The sequence below is a fragment of the Sphingomonas sp. ATCC 31555 genome (assembly GCF_000282895.1).
Classification (GTDB): Bacteria; Pseudomonadota; Alphaproteobacteria; order Sphingomonadales; family Sphingomonadaceae; genus Sphingomonas.
On sequence record NZ_ALBQ01000021.1, the window covers coordinates 40,247 to 56,529 of the forward strand.

At 66.2% G+C, this 16,283-nt stretch carries 14 protein-coding genes; 5 read left to right on the forward strand and 9 right to left on the reverse strand.

The annotated features are described in order from the left end of the window. Positions 1-28: 28 nt before the first annotated feature. Together B215_RS0111175 and B215_RS0111180 are read right to left on the reverse strand one after the other, a co-directional pair. Complete coding sequence (locus tag B215_RS0111175; RefSeq protein ID WP_019369731.1) at positions 29-1,822, reverse strand: IlvD/Edd family dehydratase; 1,794 nt, start codon at positions 1,820-1,822, stop codon at positions 29-31. 25 nt (positions 1,823-1,847) lie between these two features. Continuing rightward, positions 1,848-2,981, reverse strand: a complete 1,134-nt coding sequence (locus B215_RS0111180; RefSeq protein ID WP_019369732.1) for an aldose epimerase family protein — start codon at positions 2,979-2,981, stop codon at positions 1,848-1,850. A 142-nt stretch (positions 2,982-3,123) separates the two neighbouring features. Between B215_RS0111180 and B215_RS0111185 the strand changes: the two genes are divergently transcribed. Continuing rightward, positions 3,124-4,422, forward strand: coding sequence for a sugar MFS transporter (locus tag B215_RS0111185; RefSeq protein ID WP_026009174.1), 1,299 nt, complete (start codon positions 3,124-3,126; stop codon positions 4,420-4,422). Positions 4,423-4,465: 43 nt separating this feature from the next. Here B215_RS0111185 and B215_RS0111190 read toward each other — a convergent pair whose 3' ends face one another. Beyond that, positions 4,466-5,224, reverse strand: a complete 759-nt coding sequence (locus B215_RS0111190; protein ID WP_019369734.1) for a FadR/GntR family transcriptional regulator — start codon at positions 5,222-5,224, stop codon at positions 4,466-4,468. Between the two features lie 122 nt (positions 5,225-5,346). Here B215_RS0111190 and araD1 point away from each other — a divergent pair, with 122 nt between their 5' ends. Next, the gene (gene araD1 / locus B215_RS0111195) at positions 5,347-6,342 is read left to right on the forward strand and encodes an AraD1 family protein (protein WP_026009175.1); all 996 of its coding nucleotides are present in this window, start codon (positions 5,347-5,349) and stop codon (positions 6,340-6,342) included. A gap of 152 nt (positions 6,343-6,494) precedes the next feature. On the opposite strand, the gene B215_RS0111200 is transcribed toward araD1, so the two are convergent. Both B215_RS0111200 and B215_RS0111205 read right to left on the reverse strand, forming a co-directional pair. Then, complete coding sequence (locus B215_RS0111200; RefSeq protein ID WP_026009176.1) at positions 6,495-8,081, reverse strand: alpha-N-arabinofuranosidase; 1,587 nt, start codon at positions 8,079-8,081, stop codon at positions 6,495-6,497. 72 nt (positions 8,082-8,153) lie between these two features. Then, the gene (locus tag B215_RS0111205) at positions 8,154-9,641 is read right to left on the reverse strand and encodes a hypothetical protein (protein WP_236704420.1); all 1,488 of its coding nucleotides are present in this window, start codon (positions 9,639-9,641) and stop codon (positions 8,154-8,156) included. Positions 9,642-9,995: 354 nt separating this feature from the next. Here B215_RS0111205 and B215_RS0111210 point away from each other — a divergent pair, with 354 nt between their 5' ends. After that, positions 9,996-10,817 carry a lectin OAA family protein gene (locus B215_RS0111210; RefSeq protein ID WP_019369738.1) on the forward strand — a complete coding sequence of 274 codons (822 nt, stop codon included), beginning with the start codon at positions 9,996-9,998 and terminating at the stop codon, positions 10,815-10,817. 93 nt (positions 10,818-10,910) lie between these two features. On the opposite strand, the gene lpdA is transcribed toward B215_RS0111210, so the two are convergent. The 4 genes from lpdA to B215_RS0111230 all read right to left on the reverse strand — a co-directional run bounded on the left by lpdA (position 10,911) and on the right by B215_RS0111230 (position 14,344). Next, complete coding sequence (lpdA, locus tag B215_RS0111215; protein WP_019369739.1) at positions 10,911-12,308, reverse strand: dihydrolipoyl dehydrogenase; 1,398 nt, start codon at positions 12,306-12,308, stop codon at positions 10,911-10,913. A gap of 102 nt (positions 12,309-12,410) precedes the next feature. After that, positions 12,411-12,806 carry an acyl-CoA thioesterase gene (locus tag B215_RS0111220; protein ID WP_010544042.1) on the reverse strand — a complete coding sequence of 132 codons (396 nt, stop codon included), beginning with the start codon at positions 12,804-12,806 and terminating at the stop codon, positions 12,411-12,413. Then, positions 12,799-13,044 (reverse strand): hypothetical protein, encoded by a 246-nt coding sequence (locus B215_RS20030; protein ID WP_236704419.1) that lies wholly within the window; start codon positions 13,042-13,044, stop codon positions 12,799-12,801. Before B215_RS20030 ends, B215_RS0111220 begins: the two co-directional genes overlap by 8 nt. Continuing rightward, positions 13,037-14,344, reverse strand: coding sequence for a pyruvate dehydrogenase complex dihydrolipoamide acetyltransferase (locus tag B215_RS0111230; RefSeq protein ID WP_019369741.1), 1,308 nt, complete (start codon positions 14,342-14,344; stop codon positions 13,037-13,039). Before B215_RS0111230 ends, B215_RS20030 begins: the two co-directional genes overlap by 8 nt. A 129-nt stretch (positions 14,345-14,473) precedes the next feature. Here B215_RS0111230 and B215_RS0111235 point away from each other — a divergent pair, with 129 nt between their 5' ends. Continuing rightward, positions 14,474-14,929: a universal stress protein gene (locus B215_RS0111235; protein ID WP_019369742.1), complete on the forward strand. Its 456-nt coding sequence runs from the start codon at positions 14,474-14,476 to the stop codon at positions 14,927-14,929. A 40-nt stretch (positions 14,930-14,969) separates the two neighbouring features. Next, positions 14,970-16,268, forward strand: a complete 1,299-nt coding sequence (locus tag B215_RS0111240) for a M20/M25/M40 family metallo-hydrolase (RefSeq protein WP_019369743.1) — start codon at positions 14,970-14,972, stop codon at positions 16,266-16,268. Positions 16,269-16,283: the final 15 nt, after the last annotated feature.

Genomic DNA, 16,283 nt, shown 5'->3' on the forward strand with positions numbered 1-16,283 from the left:
TTGCCGGCCGCACCGGGCGCAGGCGCGATCAGTGGTTGTCGCGCGGGATGCCGTGCACCTGGGCGATCCGCTGGAACTGCTCGGATCCTTCCAGAATTGCGCCGGTGTTCATCTGGCCCACCATCGAGCGATAGATTGCCTGCCACGGCGTCTGTGACGCAGGATGCGGATAGCCGCCGGCCTCGGCCAGCGCACGGCGGCGCTCGGCCAATTCCGCATCGGGAATCAGCACATCGGCGGTGCCGCGCTTCAGGTCGATTCGCACGCGGTCGCCGCTCTTGAGCAGCGCGAGCCCCCCCATCGCCGCCGCTTCGGGCGAGGCGTTGAGGATCGAAGGCGATGCCGAGGTACCAGACTGGCGGCCGTCGCCGATGCACGGCAGCGCATGCACGCCCTCGCGGATCAGATAGGACGGCGCGCGCATGTTCACCACTTCGGCAGCGCCCGGATAACCGATTGGCCCGGCGCCGCGCATCACCAGCAGCGTTTCCGCAGTGATGCCCACGGTGGGATCGTCGATGCGGTGGTGGTAATCCTCCGGCCCGTCGAACACGACCACCGGGCCTTCGAATGCGTCGGGATCGTCGGGATTGGAGAGATAGCGGTCGCGGAATTCGGGCCCGATCACGGATGTCTTCATGATCGCCGCGTCGAACAGGTTGCCGCGCAGCACGACGAAGCCGGCGGCTTCGACCAGCGGCTCCTCGAACCGGCGAATGACCTTCTCGTCCTCGATCTGCGCGCCGCGGCAATTCTCGCCGATGGTGCGGCCATTGGCGGTGATCGCATCCTCGCGGATCAGGCCCTGCTGCATCAGCTGGGCGACCACGGCGGGAACGCCGCCGGCGCGGTAATAATCCTCGCCCAAATACTCGCCGGCAGGCTGCAGGTTGACGAGCAGCGGCACCTGGTGGCCATGCGTCTGCCAGTCGTCCAGCGACAGCTCGGCGCCGACATGGCGCGCAATCGCGGCGAGGTGGATCGGCGCGTTGGTCGATCCGCCGATCGCCGAGTTGACGACGATCGCGTTGAGGAACGCGTCGCGCGTCATGATGTCGGAGGGCTTCAGATCCTCGTGCACCATCTCGACGATGCGCTTGCCGGTACGATAGGCGGATTCCTGCCGGTCGCGATAGGGTGCCGGGATCGCTGCCGATCCGGGCAGCATCATGCCCAGCGCTTCCGCCAGCGAGTTCATCGTCGTGGCCGTGCCCATCGTGTTGCAATAGCCGGTCGACGGCGCCGAGGAGCTAACCAGGCGGATAAAGCCTTCGTCGTCGATCTCGCCTGCGGCAAGCAGCTCGCGCGCCTTCCACACGATCGTGCCCGATCCGGTGCGCTCGCCACGGTGCCAGCCATTGAGCATCGGCCCCACCGAAAGCGCGATCGCCGGAATGTTCACGGTCGCCGCTGCCATCAGGCAGGCGGGCGTGGTCTTGTCGCAGCCGGTGGTCAGCACCACGCCGTCGATAGGATAGCCGTAGATCAGCTCGACCAGGCCCAGATAGGCGAGATTGCGATCGAGCGCAGCGGTGGGGCGCTTGCCGGTTTCCTGGATCGGGTGCACCGGAAACTCGATCGCGATCCCGCCCGCCTCGCGGATCCCTTCACGGATGCGCTCCGCCAGCACCAAGTGGTGGCGGTTGCACGGGCTCAGATCCGACCCCGTCTGGGCGATGCCGATGATCGGCTTGCCCGAGCGTAGCTCCTCCAGGCTCAGCCCATAGTTGAGGTACCGCTCGAGATAGAGGGCGGTCATGTCGACATTGTCGGGATTGTCGAACCACGCGCGGCTGCGCAGCTTCGGCGGAGTGTCGGTCATCGGAAAAGCCTTGCGGGAGGAAAGATCAGTTGGTGGTCGAGAAGCGGTAGACGATCACGTTGCGATAGGTTTGGCCGGGGTTCAGCCGCGCCGAGCCGAATGCCGGCTGGTTCGGCGTGTCGGGGAAGAGCTGGGGTTCGAGCGCAAGGCCGTCGCCCTGGCGATAAGCATGATTCGACTTGCCGATCGCAGTGCCGTCCAGGAAATTGCCGGTATAGAATTGCACGCCGGGCTGATTGGACAGGATCTCCATCACCCGCCCGCTCGACGGATCCTCCACGCGGGCGTGCAGGGTCGGCTGGGCGGCGGGCGCCTTGGCGATCACGAAATTCTCGTCATAGCCCTGGCCGAAAACGATCTGCGGATCGCGCCCGTCGCGAATGCGGGCACCGATCGCCATCGGCTTGCGGAAGTCGAACGGCGTGCCTTCCACCGGCCGCAGCTGGCCGTTGGGTATCAGCGTCGCGTCGACCGGCGTGGTGGTCTCGGCGGGGATCGTCACGACATGGTCGTAGATCGAACGCTGCGAGGCTTCGCCGGCGAGATTGAAGAAGCTGTGGTTGGTGATGTTGACGATCGTCGGCTTGGTCGTCGTCGCGGTATATTCGACCGACAGCTCGTTCTTCTCGTTCAGCGCATAGGTGGCGGTGACGGTGAGCTGGCCGGGATAGCCTTCTTCACCATCGGCGGAGACATAGCGCAGCGTCACGCTGGCGTTCTCGCCGCTGGTAACCTTTTCCACGGTCCACAGCTGCTTGTCGAAGCCCTTCGGCCCGCCATGCAGCGCGTTGGGGCCGTTATTCTTGGCCAGCGTGTAGGTCTTGCCGTCGATGGCGAAGGTGCCGCCCTTGATGCGGTTGGCATAGCGGCCGACGGTGGCGCCGAAATAGTTCGGGGCGACAAGATAGCCTTTCATGTCCGTATAGCCGAGCGTCACGTCTTCCGACTTGCCGTTGCGGTCCGGGGCCGAAAGCGCCTGGAGGATCGCGCCATAGGTGATGATCGTCGCGCGCACGCCATGCTGGTTGCTGAGCGTGATCGCTTCCACCTTGCGGCCGTCGGGCAGGGCACCGAAGCTGGCGCGAGTCGTTTCTCCCGCCTGCGCAGCCACCGGTATCATCGTCGCGGCGATCAGTGCGCCCCTGATAAGATAATTCATGCAAAACCTCTCCCTGTCGGCTATCGCTGTGTGGTGGGCGATGCCCGTTGACGCTGGACGTCGGCTTGAATACTCCGACTAGAAAGCGAAGAGCAACCCCGCCGCGTGATGAGCGTGGCAAAATCGAGAGGATCATACCAACATGGCGGTCGTGCCAACGTCAAAGGCTGCTCCGGCGGGGGCCGGGCAAGCCGCACCTCCCACCCAATATGGTCGTGCGCTGGCGCTGCTCGCCACGCTTTTCTTCATGTGGGGGTTCATTACCGTTATCAACGGTACGCTGCTGCCCCATCTGCGCAGCGTGTTCGACCTCAGCTATTTCCAGGCGGCGCTGATCGAAAGCGTCTGGTTCATCGCCTATTTTTTCGCCTCCATCCCGTCGGCGAAGCTGATTGAGCGGATCGGCTATCAGAAGTCGCTGGTGGTCGGCCTGCTGATCATGGCGGTCGGCGCGCTGGGGATGACGCTGGCGGCAAGCCTGCCGTCCTATGGCGTCACGCTGTTCATGCTGTTCGTGATCGCCAGCGGCATCACCCTGCTGCAGGTGGCGGCCAATCCCTATGTCGCGGTGATCGGCCCGTCCGAAACCGCTTCGTCGCGCCTCAATCTGGTGCAGGCGATGAACTCGATGGGAACGATGCTGGCGCCGCTGTTCGGTGCCTATCTGATCCTCGGTCGCTCGAAGGGCGGCACGGCGGAAGCCGGCGCAACCCTCACTCAGGCAGAGCGCCTGGCGGACGCGCATGCCGTGATCCTTCCCTATGTGCTGGTCGCGGCCGTGCTGTTCGTGCTCGCCGTGGTGATCGCGCGCTTCCCGCTTCCGGCGATGGGATCGGCCACCAGCCGCGTCGCCAAGGAAGAACGCAAGCATCACAGCCTATGGAACCATCGTAACCTGGTGTTCGGCATCGGTGCGATCTTCATTTACCTGATCGCCGAAATTGGCGTGGGCAATCTGTTCGTCAATTTCGTCAGCCGTCCCGAAATCGGCAACATGACGACCGAGCAGGCCGGTCGCTATCTCACGCTGCTCTGGGGTGGCATGATGGTCGGCCGGTTCATCGGCTCCGCGATCATGCAGAAGGTCGATGCGGCCCTTGTCCTCGCCGCCTTCTCGATCGGCGCGTTCGTGGTCATGATCGTCACCGTGTTCACTCAAGGTGAGGTGGCGATGTGGTCGCTCATCCTGGTGGGCCTGTTCCACTCGATCATGTTCCCGACGATCTTCACCCTGGGCATCAAGGGCCTCGGCCCGCTTACGGAAGAAGGTTCGGGCCTGCTGATCATGGCGATCGCCGGCGGCGCGCTGGTGGCGGTGCAGGGCTGGCTGGCCGACATGTACGGCCTGCAGAACTCGTTCCTGCTGACCGCGGTCTGCGAACTCTACATCCTGTTCTACGCGCTGTGGGGCGCCAAGCCCACCAACGCGATCGAAGACTGATCGAAGCGCCTCCCCGGGCTTCGGCCCGGGGAGCGTTGCCGCCTCACATCGAGAGGCGCGTATCCTCCAGCGCCAGGTCGACCAGGATGCGCATCGCCGCAGCCGCGGCCTCTGCATCGCCTGCCGCGATCGCATCGAACACGCGGATATGATCAGGCACCGGATCGCGCGGCAGCGCGCGGGCGCGCTGCTTGTACTTGGTGGTCCAGCTCACTGCCGCGCTGATGCTGGCGCTCAGCGCGATTAGTGCATTGTTGTGCGTCGCGGCGAGCAGTGCGTCGTGGAAGTCGCGGTCCGCTGCACGACCGGCCTCGGTGGCCAGCGTATGCCGGCGCATCTTGGTAAGCGCGTCGCGCATCGCCTTCACATCGTCCCGCTCGCGACGCTCTGCCGCAAGGCGCGCTGCGGCGGGCTCCACCATCGCGCGCAGCTCGAACAGGTCTCGGACGAAATCGGTATCCGGCTCGCCCGAGAATGCCCAGGCGAGCACTTGCGGGTCGAGCATGTTCCAGCGGGTGCGCGGTAGCACATGCGTGCCTGCCTTGGGGCGGCTTTCCACCAGTCCCTTGGCGGTGAGCACCTGCACTGCCTCGCGATAGGCGCTGCGCGATACATCGAGCGCCTCGGCATTGGCGACTTCGCCCGTCAGCTTCTCGCCGGGAGCGATCGCACCGGAGACGATCTGGGTGCCCAGATAATGGGCGATGGCGCCGCGCAGCCGCCGCCCCGACCCTTTGGGCGTCCGCGTGATCGGCTGCACGCCAGTTTCGTCCAGCGCCTCGGGCTGATCGTCCAATGCCATCCGGCTCGTCTCCTTTTCGCACCCGTGTAGCGCGATCGAACCGATTGCGCCAAACACTGCAAGATTGCCATTCGGGAACTCTGCTAATAAGTCGGACTAAACGGAGCCAAGGAGTGGAGCGAATGGCGTTACGGTTGATGCAGTATCGGGGAGCGGCGGGTGAGCGCCGGGTGATCGCGGCGGACGAGGCGGGCGCCGGGTTCGTGCGCGGATTCGCCGATGTGCGCAGCCTTGCGCTGCACGCGATCGAAACCGGCCAGTCGCTGTCGGCGGCAGTGGCCGCGGCGGGGCGTGAGGGCAGCGTCGATCCTGCCGAGGCGCTGGCGGCGGGCCAGCTGCTCGCGCCGATCGATCATCCCGATGCGGCGCATCTGGTGCTCACCGGCACCGGCCTGACCCATCTCGGCTCTGCCGAAGGGCGCGACAAGATGCATCGTGACGCTGCGGCCGCCGAGCACAAGACCGATTCGATGCGCATGTTCCTGGAAGGCGTCGAGGGCGGCAAGCCGGGCGCAGGCGCGATCGGCCAGCAGCCCGAATGGTTCTACAAGGGCAATGGCCATCATCTCGCCGGCCCCGGCGATGCGCTGGAAATGCCGGGCTTTGCGCAGGATGGTGGCGAGGAGCCCGAACTGGCCGGCATCTACCTGATCGGTCCCGACGGCACGCCGTGGCGCATCGGCCTGTGCCTCGCCAACGAATTCAGCGACCATGTGACCGAGCGGCACAATTATCTGTGGCTCGCCCATTCCAAGCTGCGCCAGGCGTCGCTCGGGCCAGAACTGCTGGTCGGCGAGGTACCCGCCGACGTGCGTGGTACCAGCCGGATCGTGCGCGACGGCGAGACCTTGTGGGAAAAACCGTTCCTCTCCGGTGAGACGAACATGTCGCACAGCCTCGCCAATCTCGAGCATCACCACTTCAAATACGGGCTGTTCCGCCAGCCGGGCGACGTGCACGTCCATTTCTTCGGCACCGCCACGCTGTCGTTCAGCGACGGGGTGAAGACGGAAGTGGGCGACACGTTCGAAATCGAAGCGGCGCCCTTCACCCTGCCGTTGCGCAACCCGCTGGCGCAGGTGGAAGATACCGGGCTCACGGCGGTGAAGGCGCTGTAAATCAGGGCGAACCCAAGTCCCCCTCCCGCTTGCGGGAGGGGCTAGGGGAGGGTGCGACGTGGAGGTTCTTTCTGAACCGCGTCGCCCGCTTCTCTCACACACCCTCCCCCGTCCCCTCCCGCAAGCGGGAGGGGTGCGAAAGAGCCGGGGCGTCAGCCTTCGATCGCCACCACCGCGACCGACTTCGCCGGCAGCTCCAGCGTCACCGCGTCCTTGGCTACGCTGCCGCGGATCGGCTTGGGCACCACCGTGCTCGGTGCCTCGAAGCTGTTGACCGCGTCGACCTTCGCCGCCGTCAGTACCTCGCCCGCGGCGCTCTTCGCGGTCACGCCGGCGAACCTCACCGCGATCCGCGCCGGCTTGTTCGGATCCAGATTGGTCACCGCCAGCCACAGCTTGCCGTCCTTGCCCCGCGCCGCGATCGCATCGACGCGCGGCATGGTCACGCCTTCATGGGTGTAGGTCCCGGCGTCGAACGACACCGGCACTGCGCGCGCATCCTGGAACGGCACGTACATGCGGAACACGTGATAGGTTGGCGTCAGGACCATCTTTTCCTTGTCGGTCAGGATCATCGCCTGCAGCACGTTGATCATCTGGGCGATGTTGGTCATCCGCACCCGGTCCGCATGGCGGGCGAAGATGTTGACATGGAGTGCGGCGATGATCGCGTCGCGCAGCGAGTTCTGCTGGTAGAGGAAGCCGGGGTTGGTACCGGGCAGCGGCGCGAGCCACACGCCCCATTCGTCGACGATCAGCGGCACCTTCTTGTCGGGATCGTACTTGTCCATGATCGCCGAATGCTTGGCGATCATCCCGTCCATCGCCAGTGCGGCCTTCACCAGCTTGGCATAGCCGGTCTCGCCGAAGCCTACGCTGGGATAAGAGGGCGGCCAGCCCCCCGTCGTATAGGCGTGCATCGACAGGCCTTCGATGTTCCACGCCCAGTCATGGCCCTTCCAGGCCGCCATTACCGCTTCGGTATAGCTGGTATCATTGTCGTTGGGGCCGACGGCGATGCGCTGCATCGGCTCGGGGCCCTTCTCGCCCTGCTTGGGATCCAGATTATGGGTGAAGCGGGCGAAGCGCTTCATGAGGTCGACATAATGGTCCGGCCGCATCGATCCGCCGCAGCCCCAGCTTTCGTTGCCGAGGCCGAGATACTTCACCTTATAGGGGGCTGGATGGCCGTTCGCCGCCCGCTCCTTGCCGGCGGTGGTGGAAGGATCGGCCGTCATATAGGCCAGCCAGTCGGCCGCCTCCTGGATGGTGCCCGAACCTACATTGACCGAGACATAGGCGTCCGCACCCACCTGGTCGGCAAAGTCCATGAACTCGTCGGTGCCGAAGCTGTTCGGTTCGCCCGCGCCGCCCCAGTTGGTGTTGACGCTGCTCTTGCGCTTCTCCTGCGGGCCGATGCCGTCACGCCAGTGATATTCGTCGGCGAAGCAGCCGCCCGGCCAGCGCACCACCGGCACGCGGATCGCGCGGAGCGCCGCCACCACGTCCTTGCGGATGCCGCGCACGTTCGGGATCGGCGAATCCTTGCCCACCCAGATGCCGCCATAGATGCCGGTGCCGAGATGCTCGGCGAACTGCCCGAAGATGTTGCGATCGATCGTCGCGCCCGGCTTGCCGGCGTCGACGGTTACCGTGACGGGCGCGTCCTTGCCTTGCGCCGCCGCAGGCACCGGGGCAAGCAACAGCGCCGCGCCGGCGAGCAATGTCCTTCGAAGCATGAATCCTCCCTTTGGCATCTTTTCAGCGGGCTGGATGCCATAGATTCTACTCCGACAATAGGGGGGTGAAACTTAGATCGGCGGCAGAGCAGGGGGAAGAATCGACCGCGCCACGACAACGATCGCCGCGACGACTGCAACGCCTGCCAGAACGGCAAGCACGCGACGCGGCGAAACGCGCGCGCCCGCAGCCGCGAGCACCGCCAGGCCCGTCGCCAACATGCTCCAGCAATGATAGCGATAGTCGGACGCGACACCGACCACGCCGAACGCCAGCTCGGCGAGCAATGCGGATAGCGCCAGGCTCACGGCGACGCCGCCCGGTCCGCTGCGCGCCGGCCAGGTGCAGAACAGCACCCCCAGCGCGATCGCAAACCACAGGATGGGGGCCCCGGCCGCGCTTTCCGCAAGCGTCGCTCCCAGCTTCTGGAAGCCCGTGATGCGCTTGGCAGGGGAGGCGAGGCCCAGACGGTTGGGCTCGCTGCCGCTCAGCGGCCCGGTGCCCGGCATGATAGCGGGCGTCCACAGCCGCATCTCGCTGTTCCAATGGGCGATGCGATGCTGGGCATAGGCCAGCGGATGCGCGGCGATCGCGGCCAGCCAGGCGTCGCGCAATTCGCCTCGCGGCGCAGTGCGCTGCAGCGTCGTGAGGATGTAGCCGCACGCTTCGTCATCCCCCAGCGGATCCCAGAGGATGGGCGTCAGGCACCCGCGGACCTCCGCGCGTCGCCACAGGCGGGCCGGCACCTGTGGCACCGCCGTTGGGCCGGCGTGATGGACGATGCCGCCCAGGTCGAACAGCGGCAGCGATCGCTCCACCCCGCTGGGCCGGGCTTCGAGCAGACGGTGGTTGATCGGTGCCAGCAGGAAGAGCACGGCCGCCGTCGCGGCGAGCACCACGGCCCCTTGCAGCCAGGGCCGCTCCCAGCGCCATCCGCCCAGCAGCCCGAACGCCAGCGGGATGGTGGCGAAGGCGGCATTGAACCGCACGAGCGTGGCATAGCCCAACAGGATCAGCACCAGCGCAGCCGCCCAGATCGGCAGGCGGCGATCGCCGAGCCGCCACCAGCTCGCGACGCCCAGCGCCGCAACCAGCGCGCCGACCATCTGGCCGTCCTTCAATACGGCGATTTGCCAGCCGAGCACCGGTGGCCACAGCCCGAACAGCAGCACGGCCAGCGCCGCCAGCGAACGTCCAGCGCGCGCCAACGCACCTGCAAACAACGCAAGGCCGCTCCAATAGAGCAGCAGTTGCAGCGCGAACATCGGCGCCTGCCCCTGCCATCCGGCGCCATGGAACAGCGCCCAGAGCCGCGCCATCGCCGGCGGGTGCCAGTCGTCATAGCGGCCGTCCAACAGCTGCCGATATTGAACCAGGCTGTCATAGCTCGCCACGCCCGGCCAGAAGAAGAACAGGGTGATCGCGGCGAGCAACGCGGCGATCACCATCGCCGATACTGCCTTGCGCCGTGGCCCGATCGGTACGCGGCGCAACGCTCGCCCGCCGCGGCCGCGCGGAGATCCGCCAAAGGCCGAGGAACGCGAACGATACATGGTCATCAGTCGATTTCCCGAGGGCAGGTGCTGGGCGCGCGAACCTTAGGCAGGATCGCCGCGCCGCGCCAGCACGCCCCGCACGGGATGGCGCGCACAATGGTGCGGACACCGCGATGTTCGGCAAGAGCCGCCGCTGCGAAGTTCACGCAAGTAAACCTGGAGTAGCTTGCAGAAGCGCATAATTAGAGTAGGATAAAGATGTAGATGCGAGTCGTCGCATTTGCCGGGTGGCAGCTAACCATAAAAGAACCAATTTGAACATGCTTGGCTATATCGGCCGAGTGTGCTTTTATTTGTCCAAACGACGGCTAACCTCGTCGAATATGTTGGTGCGTCCAAAATGGCAGGAGAGATGCAATGACGGTCTATGCGATCCAGAATCAATGGGGCGGAAGCAACGCGCCCTGGCATGAAGGTGGTATCTTCAATATCGGCAATCGTGCCGATCAGCGGCCCGTGGCGTTGGCAATTCAGTCGGGTGATGGCGGCAACAGCTTTTCCGGGACGATGACGTACCAGGGGGAAGGGCCGATCGGCGTGCGGGCCACGCTGGTCACCACGAATTGCTATCGTGTCGAAAACCAGTGGGGCGGCAGCAGCGCGCCCTGGCACGATGCCGGCCTGTTCCTGCTGGGCGCGCGCAACGGCCAGAACGCCGTCGCCTTCGATCTCCGCTCCGACGATCAGGGGCAGACGCTCACCGGCACCATGACCTACCAAGGTGAAGGCCCGATCGGCGTGAAGGCCGCGGTGTCGGATGGCGTCGCGTTCGATGCGCAGAACCAATGGGGCGGCAGCAGCGCGCCCTGGCATCCCGGCGGCCAATGGGTGATCGGCTGCCGGCCGGATCAGCCGGTGGTGGCGATCGACGTCACCAGCGGCGACGCGGGCAAGACGCTGGCGGGCACCATCACCTACAAGGGCGAAGGCCCGATCGGTTTCCGCGGAACCTTGATCATGGCCAACACCTATAGCGTGGTGAACCAATGGGGCGGCAACGATGCGCCCTGGCACCCGGGCGGCACCTGGGTGCTGGGCTGCCGAACCAATCAAGGCGTCGTGGCGATCAAGACGACCGGCAACGGCAGTCAGATCGACGGCACGATGACCTATCAGGGCGAAGGCCCGATCGGTTTGGAACTGCAGCGTTCGTCGCAGCAGGCGCTCGCCGACGCCTGATTATCGCAAGACCGGAAATGGCTCCCGCCCGGGGACCGCCCGGGCCGGAGTTTTTCTGCGTAGCTGGCAGCGTCGGAGGACGCCGCCGCCGGATCAGATATGCAGCGCCTTGCCGTATGCGCCCAGCACGGCCTCGTGCATCGTCTCGCTGATCGTCGGGTGCGGGAACACCGTTTCCATCAGCTCGGCCTCGGTCAGCTCGCCGGTCTTGCCGATCGTGTAGCCCTGGATCATCTCGGTCACTTCCGCGCCGATCATGTGCGCGCCGAGCAGCTCGCCGGTCTTGGCGTCGAACACGGTCTTCACGAAGCCTTCCGGCTCGCCGAGCGCGATCGCCTTGCCGTTGCCGATGAACGGGAAGTTGCCGACCTTGACCTCGTAGCCCGCCTCCTTGGCCTTGGCTTCGGTAAGGCCGACGCTGGCGATCTGCGGGTGGCAATAGGTGCAGCCAGGAATGTTGCGCGGGTCCATCGCGTGCGGGTGGCCGCCGTTGATGGCTTCCACCGCGATCACGCCCTCATGGCTGGCCTTGTGCGCGAGCCAGGGCGGCGCGGTGACGTCGCCGATGGCCCACAGGCCGTCGACATTGGTGCGGCAGGCGCCGTCGGTGACGATATGGCCGCGCTCGGTCTTCACGCCCAGCGTCTCGAGCCCGATATTCTCGGTGTTCGGCACGATGCCGATCGCGACGATGACGTGGCTGAATTCCTCGACGGTGACCTTGCCGTCCTTGTCCTTGATCGACGCCTTCACGCCGGTCGCCGTCACGTCGAGCTTGTCCACGCCGGTCTGAGTGAGGATGGTCATTCCCTGCTTCTTGAACGCCTTTTCCAGGTGTGCGGAGACGTCCTTGTCCTCCACCGGCACGATCCGGTCGAGCATCTCGACGATCGTCACCTTGGCGCCCATGTCGTTGTAGAAGCTGGCGAACTCCACGCCGATCGCGCCCGAGCCGATGACCAGCAGCTTGGTCGGCATCTCGGTCGGCGTCATCGCGTGGCGATAGGTCCAGATGCGCTTGCCGTCGGCCTTGGCAAAGGGCAGGTCGCGGGCGCGCGCGCCAGTGGCGACGATGATGTTCTTCGCCTCCAGGTCGGTCTTCTTGCCGTCGGCGGCGGTGACGGTCAGCTTGCCCTTCGCGGTCAGCACGCCGGTGCCCATGTGCACGGCGATCTTGTTCTTCTTCATCAGGTGCGTGACGCCCTGATTCAGCTGCTTGGCAACGCCGCGCGAGCGCTTCACCACCGCGTCCAGATCGGCGCTGATCTGATTCGCGATCAGGCCGTAATCCTCAGCGTGCTGCATATAGTGGAAGATTTCCGCCGAGCGCAGCAGCGCCTTGGTGGGGATGCAGCCCCAGTTGAGGCAGATGCCGCCGAGCAGCTCGCGCTCGACAATGGCGGTCTTCAGGCCCAGCTGGGCCGCCCGGATCGCCGCGACATAGCCGCCGGGGCCCGAGCCGAGAACGATGACGTCGTAGGATTCAGCCAAGGTTTGCTTCCTTCTGCTCCCTTCCCATCGGCAGGGGAGGGCTGGGGAGTACATAATGCGGAGCCGGCGAATTGCATGGGCCGCCCGGCTTCCGCGGGTGCGTTACGCGATCTGTTCCACCGGTCGCGGGCGCTTGTTCTCGTCGACGGCGACGAACACGAACTGCGCCTGGGTGACGAGGCAGCTTTCCTCGACATGCCGGCCGCGCCGCCACGCCTGGATCTCGATCGTCATCGAGGTGCGGCCGACCTTGACCAGCTCGGCATAGACCGAGACCTCGTCGCCCACCGCGACGGGGGAGTGAAATTTCATCCCCTCCACCGCCACCGTCACGGCGCGACCGCGCGAATAGCGCGAGGCGAAGAGGCCCGCCGCCATGTCCATCTGGCTCATCAACCAGCCGCCGAAGATATCGCCATAGGGATTGGTATCCGCCGGCATGGTTGTCACCCGGATCGCCGGCTGGCGATCGGGCGGGCCGCCCTGTTGATCAATCATCGCGAGCCTCCTGATTGCCGTGCAAGCGGGCACGATCCTCGGCATAGGCGCGCCGCAGCGGGCCGATGCCCATCGCTACCACCGCCACCATCGCGACATAGGCGACCAGCCAGATGTCGTGGGTGGCGCGGCGATAGGACCAGGCGGCGAGCGACGCGATCAGCACCGCCGCGAGCAGGCCCGCGACGATGTGTAGAACCTCGATCAGCACGCGCACCGCCCGGCTCCGATCAGGCAATCATGCCCATCGGGGCTTCGACGAGTTCCTTGAAGATCTTCATCATCTCGGCCCCGTCGGCACCGTCGATGGCGCGATGGTCGAAGCTGCCGGTGGCGCTCATCACCGTCGCCACGCCCAGCGCGTCGTCGATGATGTACGGGCGCTTCTCGCCCGCGCCGATCGCCATGATCATGCCCTGCGGCGGATTGATCACCGCCTCGAACTGCTTGATGCCGTACATGCCCATGTTGGACAGGCTGGCGGTGCCGCCCTGATATTCGTGCGGCTGCAGCTTGCCCTCGCGGGCGCGGGCGGCGAGGTCCTTCATCTCGGTCGCGATCGCCGAGACGCTCTTGTTCGCCGCATCCTTGACGATCGGGGTGATCAGGCCGGTGGGCGTCGACACCGCAACCGACACGTCGGCGCGATTGTACTTGATCAGCTTGTCGCCGGTGAAGGTGACGTTGCACTTCGGCGTGCGCGCAAGCGCGACACCCAGTGCCTTGATCAGCAGATCGTTGACCGACAGCTTCACGCCGCGCGCTTCAAGCGCCTTGTTGAGCTCACCGCGCAGCTTGAGCAGCGCGTCGAGGCGGATGTCGACGGTGAGGTAGATGTGCGGGACGGTCTGCTTCGATTCGGTGAGGCGACGCGCGATCGTCTTGCGGATGTTCGAGAGCTTCTCTTCCTCGTGGGGGATCGAGTCGTCGAACCAGACGGCCTTGGTCTCGGTGCTCGCGGCCGGCGCGGCAGCCGGTGCGGCGCTGGCGGCCGGAGCGGTGGCGGCGGGGGCGGCGGCCGGAGCGGCGCCGGGCTTGGCGCCTTCGACGTCGGCCTTGACGATGCGGCCGTTCGGGCCCGAGCCGCTCACGCCGGCGAGGTCGACGCCCTTGTCGGCGGCGATGCGGCGGGCGAGCGGGCTCGCCTTGACGCGCGAACCCGAAGCGGCGGCGGGCTGCGCCGTCGCCGCAGGTGCCGGAGTCGGCGTGGGCGCCGGTGCGCTCGCGGCCGGTGCCGGGGCGGGCGCAGGGGTCTGGCTCGGCGCGGGGGCGGCGCTGGCGGACGACACGTCCTCGCCTTCGCCGGCGATCACCGCGATCACGGTGCCGACCTTCACATTATCGGTCCCTTCGGCGACCAGGATCTTCCCGATCACACCTTCGTCGACCGCTTCGAATTCCATCGTCGCCTTGTCGGTTTCGATCTCGGCAAGCAGGTCGCCGGATTTCACCGTGTCGCCTTCCTTGACGAGCCACTTGGCAAGCGTGCCCTCCTCCATGGTGGGAGAAAGTGCCGGCATCTTGATTTCGATTCCCATGAAGGTTCCCGTCGTTGGTCCTGGGGTGGCTGGCATCTCCTTTGCCGCCGTAAACCCTAGGGTCAAGCCCCGGTCTTGCGCTGTGGCCCGCGGCGGTCCACCTAACGCGGGATTGCGAGGAAGGCCCCCATGCGCACCTATCTGGTGGTGATCGATGATTCGCCCGAGGCCGAAATCGCGCTGCGATTCGCGGCGCGGCGCGCTGTAAAGACCGGCGGCAACGTCGAAATCCTGGCCCTTATTCCCCCCGCAGAATTCGTCCAGTGGGGCGGGGTGATGGCGACGATCGAGGAGGAAGCGCGCGAACGCGCCGAGGCGCTGGTGATGCGCGCGGCCGGCACGCTGTTCACCGAATCCGGGCTCACGCCGTCGATCACCGTACGCGAAGGCGATGGTCCGAAGGTGGTGCGCGAGATGCTGGCGGCCAATCCGGACGTGGCGGCGCTGGTGCTCGGCGCGGCGCCCAGCGGTGCGCCGGGCAAGCTCGTCGCGCACTTCACCGGCGCCGATGCCGGCAAGCTCACCGTGCCCGTGATGATCATCCCGGGTTCGCTGGACATGGATGCGATCGATCGGTTGAGCTGAACCGATTGACCGAAGCGCCCGGCCGCGCCAGCATAAGCCCATGCGCATCCTCGCTCTTTTGCCGCTCGCCCTGCTCGCCAACCCCGCTGCGGCACAGGATCGCCCCGATCCCGCGCGCCTGAAAGCGACGGTGGAAAAGCTGGTCAGCTTCGGCACTCGACACACGCTTTCGGATCCGGATCATCCCACGCGCGGCATTGGCGCGGCGCGGCGGTGGTTCGGCGGCGAACTGGCGAAGATCGGCACCGCCTGTGGCGGCTGCATCGAAACGAGCGAGGTCGCGCGCGCGTTCAAGGGGCCGCGTGCGCCGAACGGTGTGCGGATCGTCGATGTGCTCGGCATCCAGCGCGGCAGCGAGCCGAACCGCGTCGTGATCGTCATGGGCCATATCGACAGCCGCGTGACCGACGTGATGAACGCCACCGCCGATGCACCGGGCGCCAATGACGATGCCTCGGGCGTCGCGCTGGTGCTGGAGGCGGCGCGGATCCTGTCGAAGCACAAGTTCAAGGCGACGATCGTCTATGCGGCGCTCTCGGGCGAGGAGCAGGGGCTCTATGGCGGGCAATTGCTCGCCGAAACCGCCAAGGAACGCGGCTGGACCGTATCGGCGGTGCTCAACAACGACATCGTCGGCAACACCATCGGCCAGGACGGCCGTCGCGTGGCGGACCGCGTTCGCGTCTTCTCCGAAGGTGCGCGGGATTCGGAGACGCTCGCGGAGGCGAAGTCGCGCCGCGCCGATGGCGGTGAGGATGACGGCCCCAGCCGCGCGCTGGCCAAGGCGATCCGCGGCGTCGCTGCCGCCGATGCCAAGGGATTGAAGGTGCTGATGGTCCGCCGCCCGGATCGCTTCGGGCGCGGCGGCGATCATTCGCCGTTCCTCGCGCTCGGCTATCCGGCGGTGCGCTTCTCGGTCGGTGTCGAAAATTACGATGCGCAGCATCAGGATCTCCGCACCGAGTCCGGCAAGGTCTATGGTGACACGGTCGACCGGATGGACTTCCCTTATCTCGCCAAGGTGACGGCGCTCAACATCGCCACGCTGCGCCGCCTTGCCAGCGCGCCGGCCGCCCCCACGCCGGTGGTGATCGGCGGTGCGCTCGCCACCGACACCAGCGTCAAATGGCCGGCAGTGCCCGGCGCGGCGAAATACCGCGTCTATTGGCGCGCCGCCGATGCCGATGCCTGGAGCCGGCATGTCGATGTACCCGGAAGCCAGACCGAAACGGCGTTGAAGGGCGTGATCGTCGACGATAGCTTTGTCGGCGTCTCCGCCATCGCTGCCGATGGGGCGGAAAGTCTGGTGAGCTTCGGCGGCCGCGCCGCGCCGCGCTGATCTCCTAACGCAGAC

Excerpts from the sequence above, each read along its gene's own strand:
- B215_RS0111175 (WP_019369731.1), bottom strand. The coding sequence starts at position 1,822 with ATGACCGACACTCCGCCGAAGCTGCGCAGCCGCGCGTGGTTCGACAAT.
- B215_RS0111180 (WP_019369732.1), bottom strand. The coding sequence starts at position 2,981 with ATGAATTATCTTATCAGGGGCGCACTGATCGCCGCGACGATGATACCG.
- B215_RS0111185 (WP_026009174.1), top strand. The coding sequence starts at position 3,124 with ATGGCGGTCGTGCCAACGTCAAAGGCTGCTCCGGCGGGGGCCGGGCAA.
- B215_RS0111190 (WP_019369734.1), bottom strand. The coding sequence starts at position 5,224 with ATGGCATTGGACGATCAGCCCGAGGCGCTGGACGAAACTGGCGTGCAG.
- araD1 (WP_026009175.1), top strand. The coding sequence starts at position 5,347 with ATGGCGTTACGGTTGATGCAGTATCGGGGAGCGGCGGGTGAGCGCCGG.
- B215_RS0111200 (WP_026009176.1), bottom strand. The coding sequence starts at position 8,081 with ATGCTTCGAAGGACATTGCTCGCCGGCGCGGCGCTGTTGCTTGCCCCG.
- B215_RS0111205 (WP_236704420.1), bottom strand. The coding sequence starts at position 9,641 with ATGACCATGTATCGTTCGCGTTCCTCGGCCTTTGGCGGATCTCCGCGC.
- B215_RS0111210 (WP_019369738.1), top strand. The coding sequence starts at position 9,996 with ATGACGGTCTATGCGATCCAGAATCAATGGGGCGGAAGCAACGCGCCC.
- B215_RS0111220 (WP_010544042.1), bottom strand. The coding sequence starts at position 12,806 with ATGATTGATCAACAGGGCGGCCCGCCCGATCGCCAGCCGGCGATCCGG.
- B215_RS0111230 (WP_019369741.1), bottom strand. The coding sequence starts at position 14,344 with ATGGGAATCGAAATCAAGATGCCGGCACTTTCTCCCACCATGGAGGAG.
- B215_RS0111235 (WP_019369742.1), top strand. The coding sequence starts at position 14,474 with ATGCGCACCTATCTGGTGGTGATCGATGATTCGCCCGAGGCCGAAATC.
- B215_RS0111240 (WP_019369743.1), top strand. The coding sequence starts at position 14,970 with ATGCGCATCCTCGCTCTTTTGCCGCTCGCCCTGCTCGCCAACCCCGCT.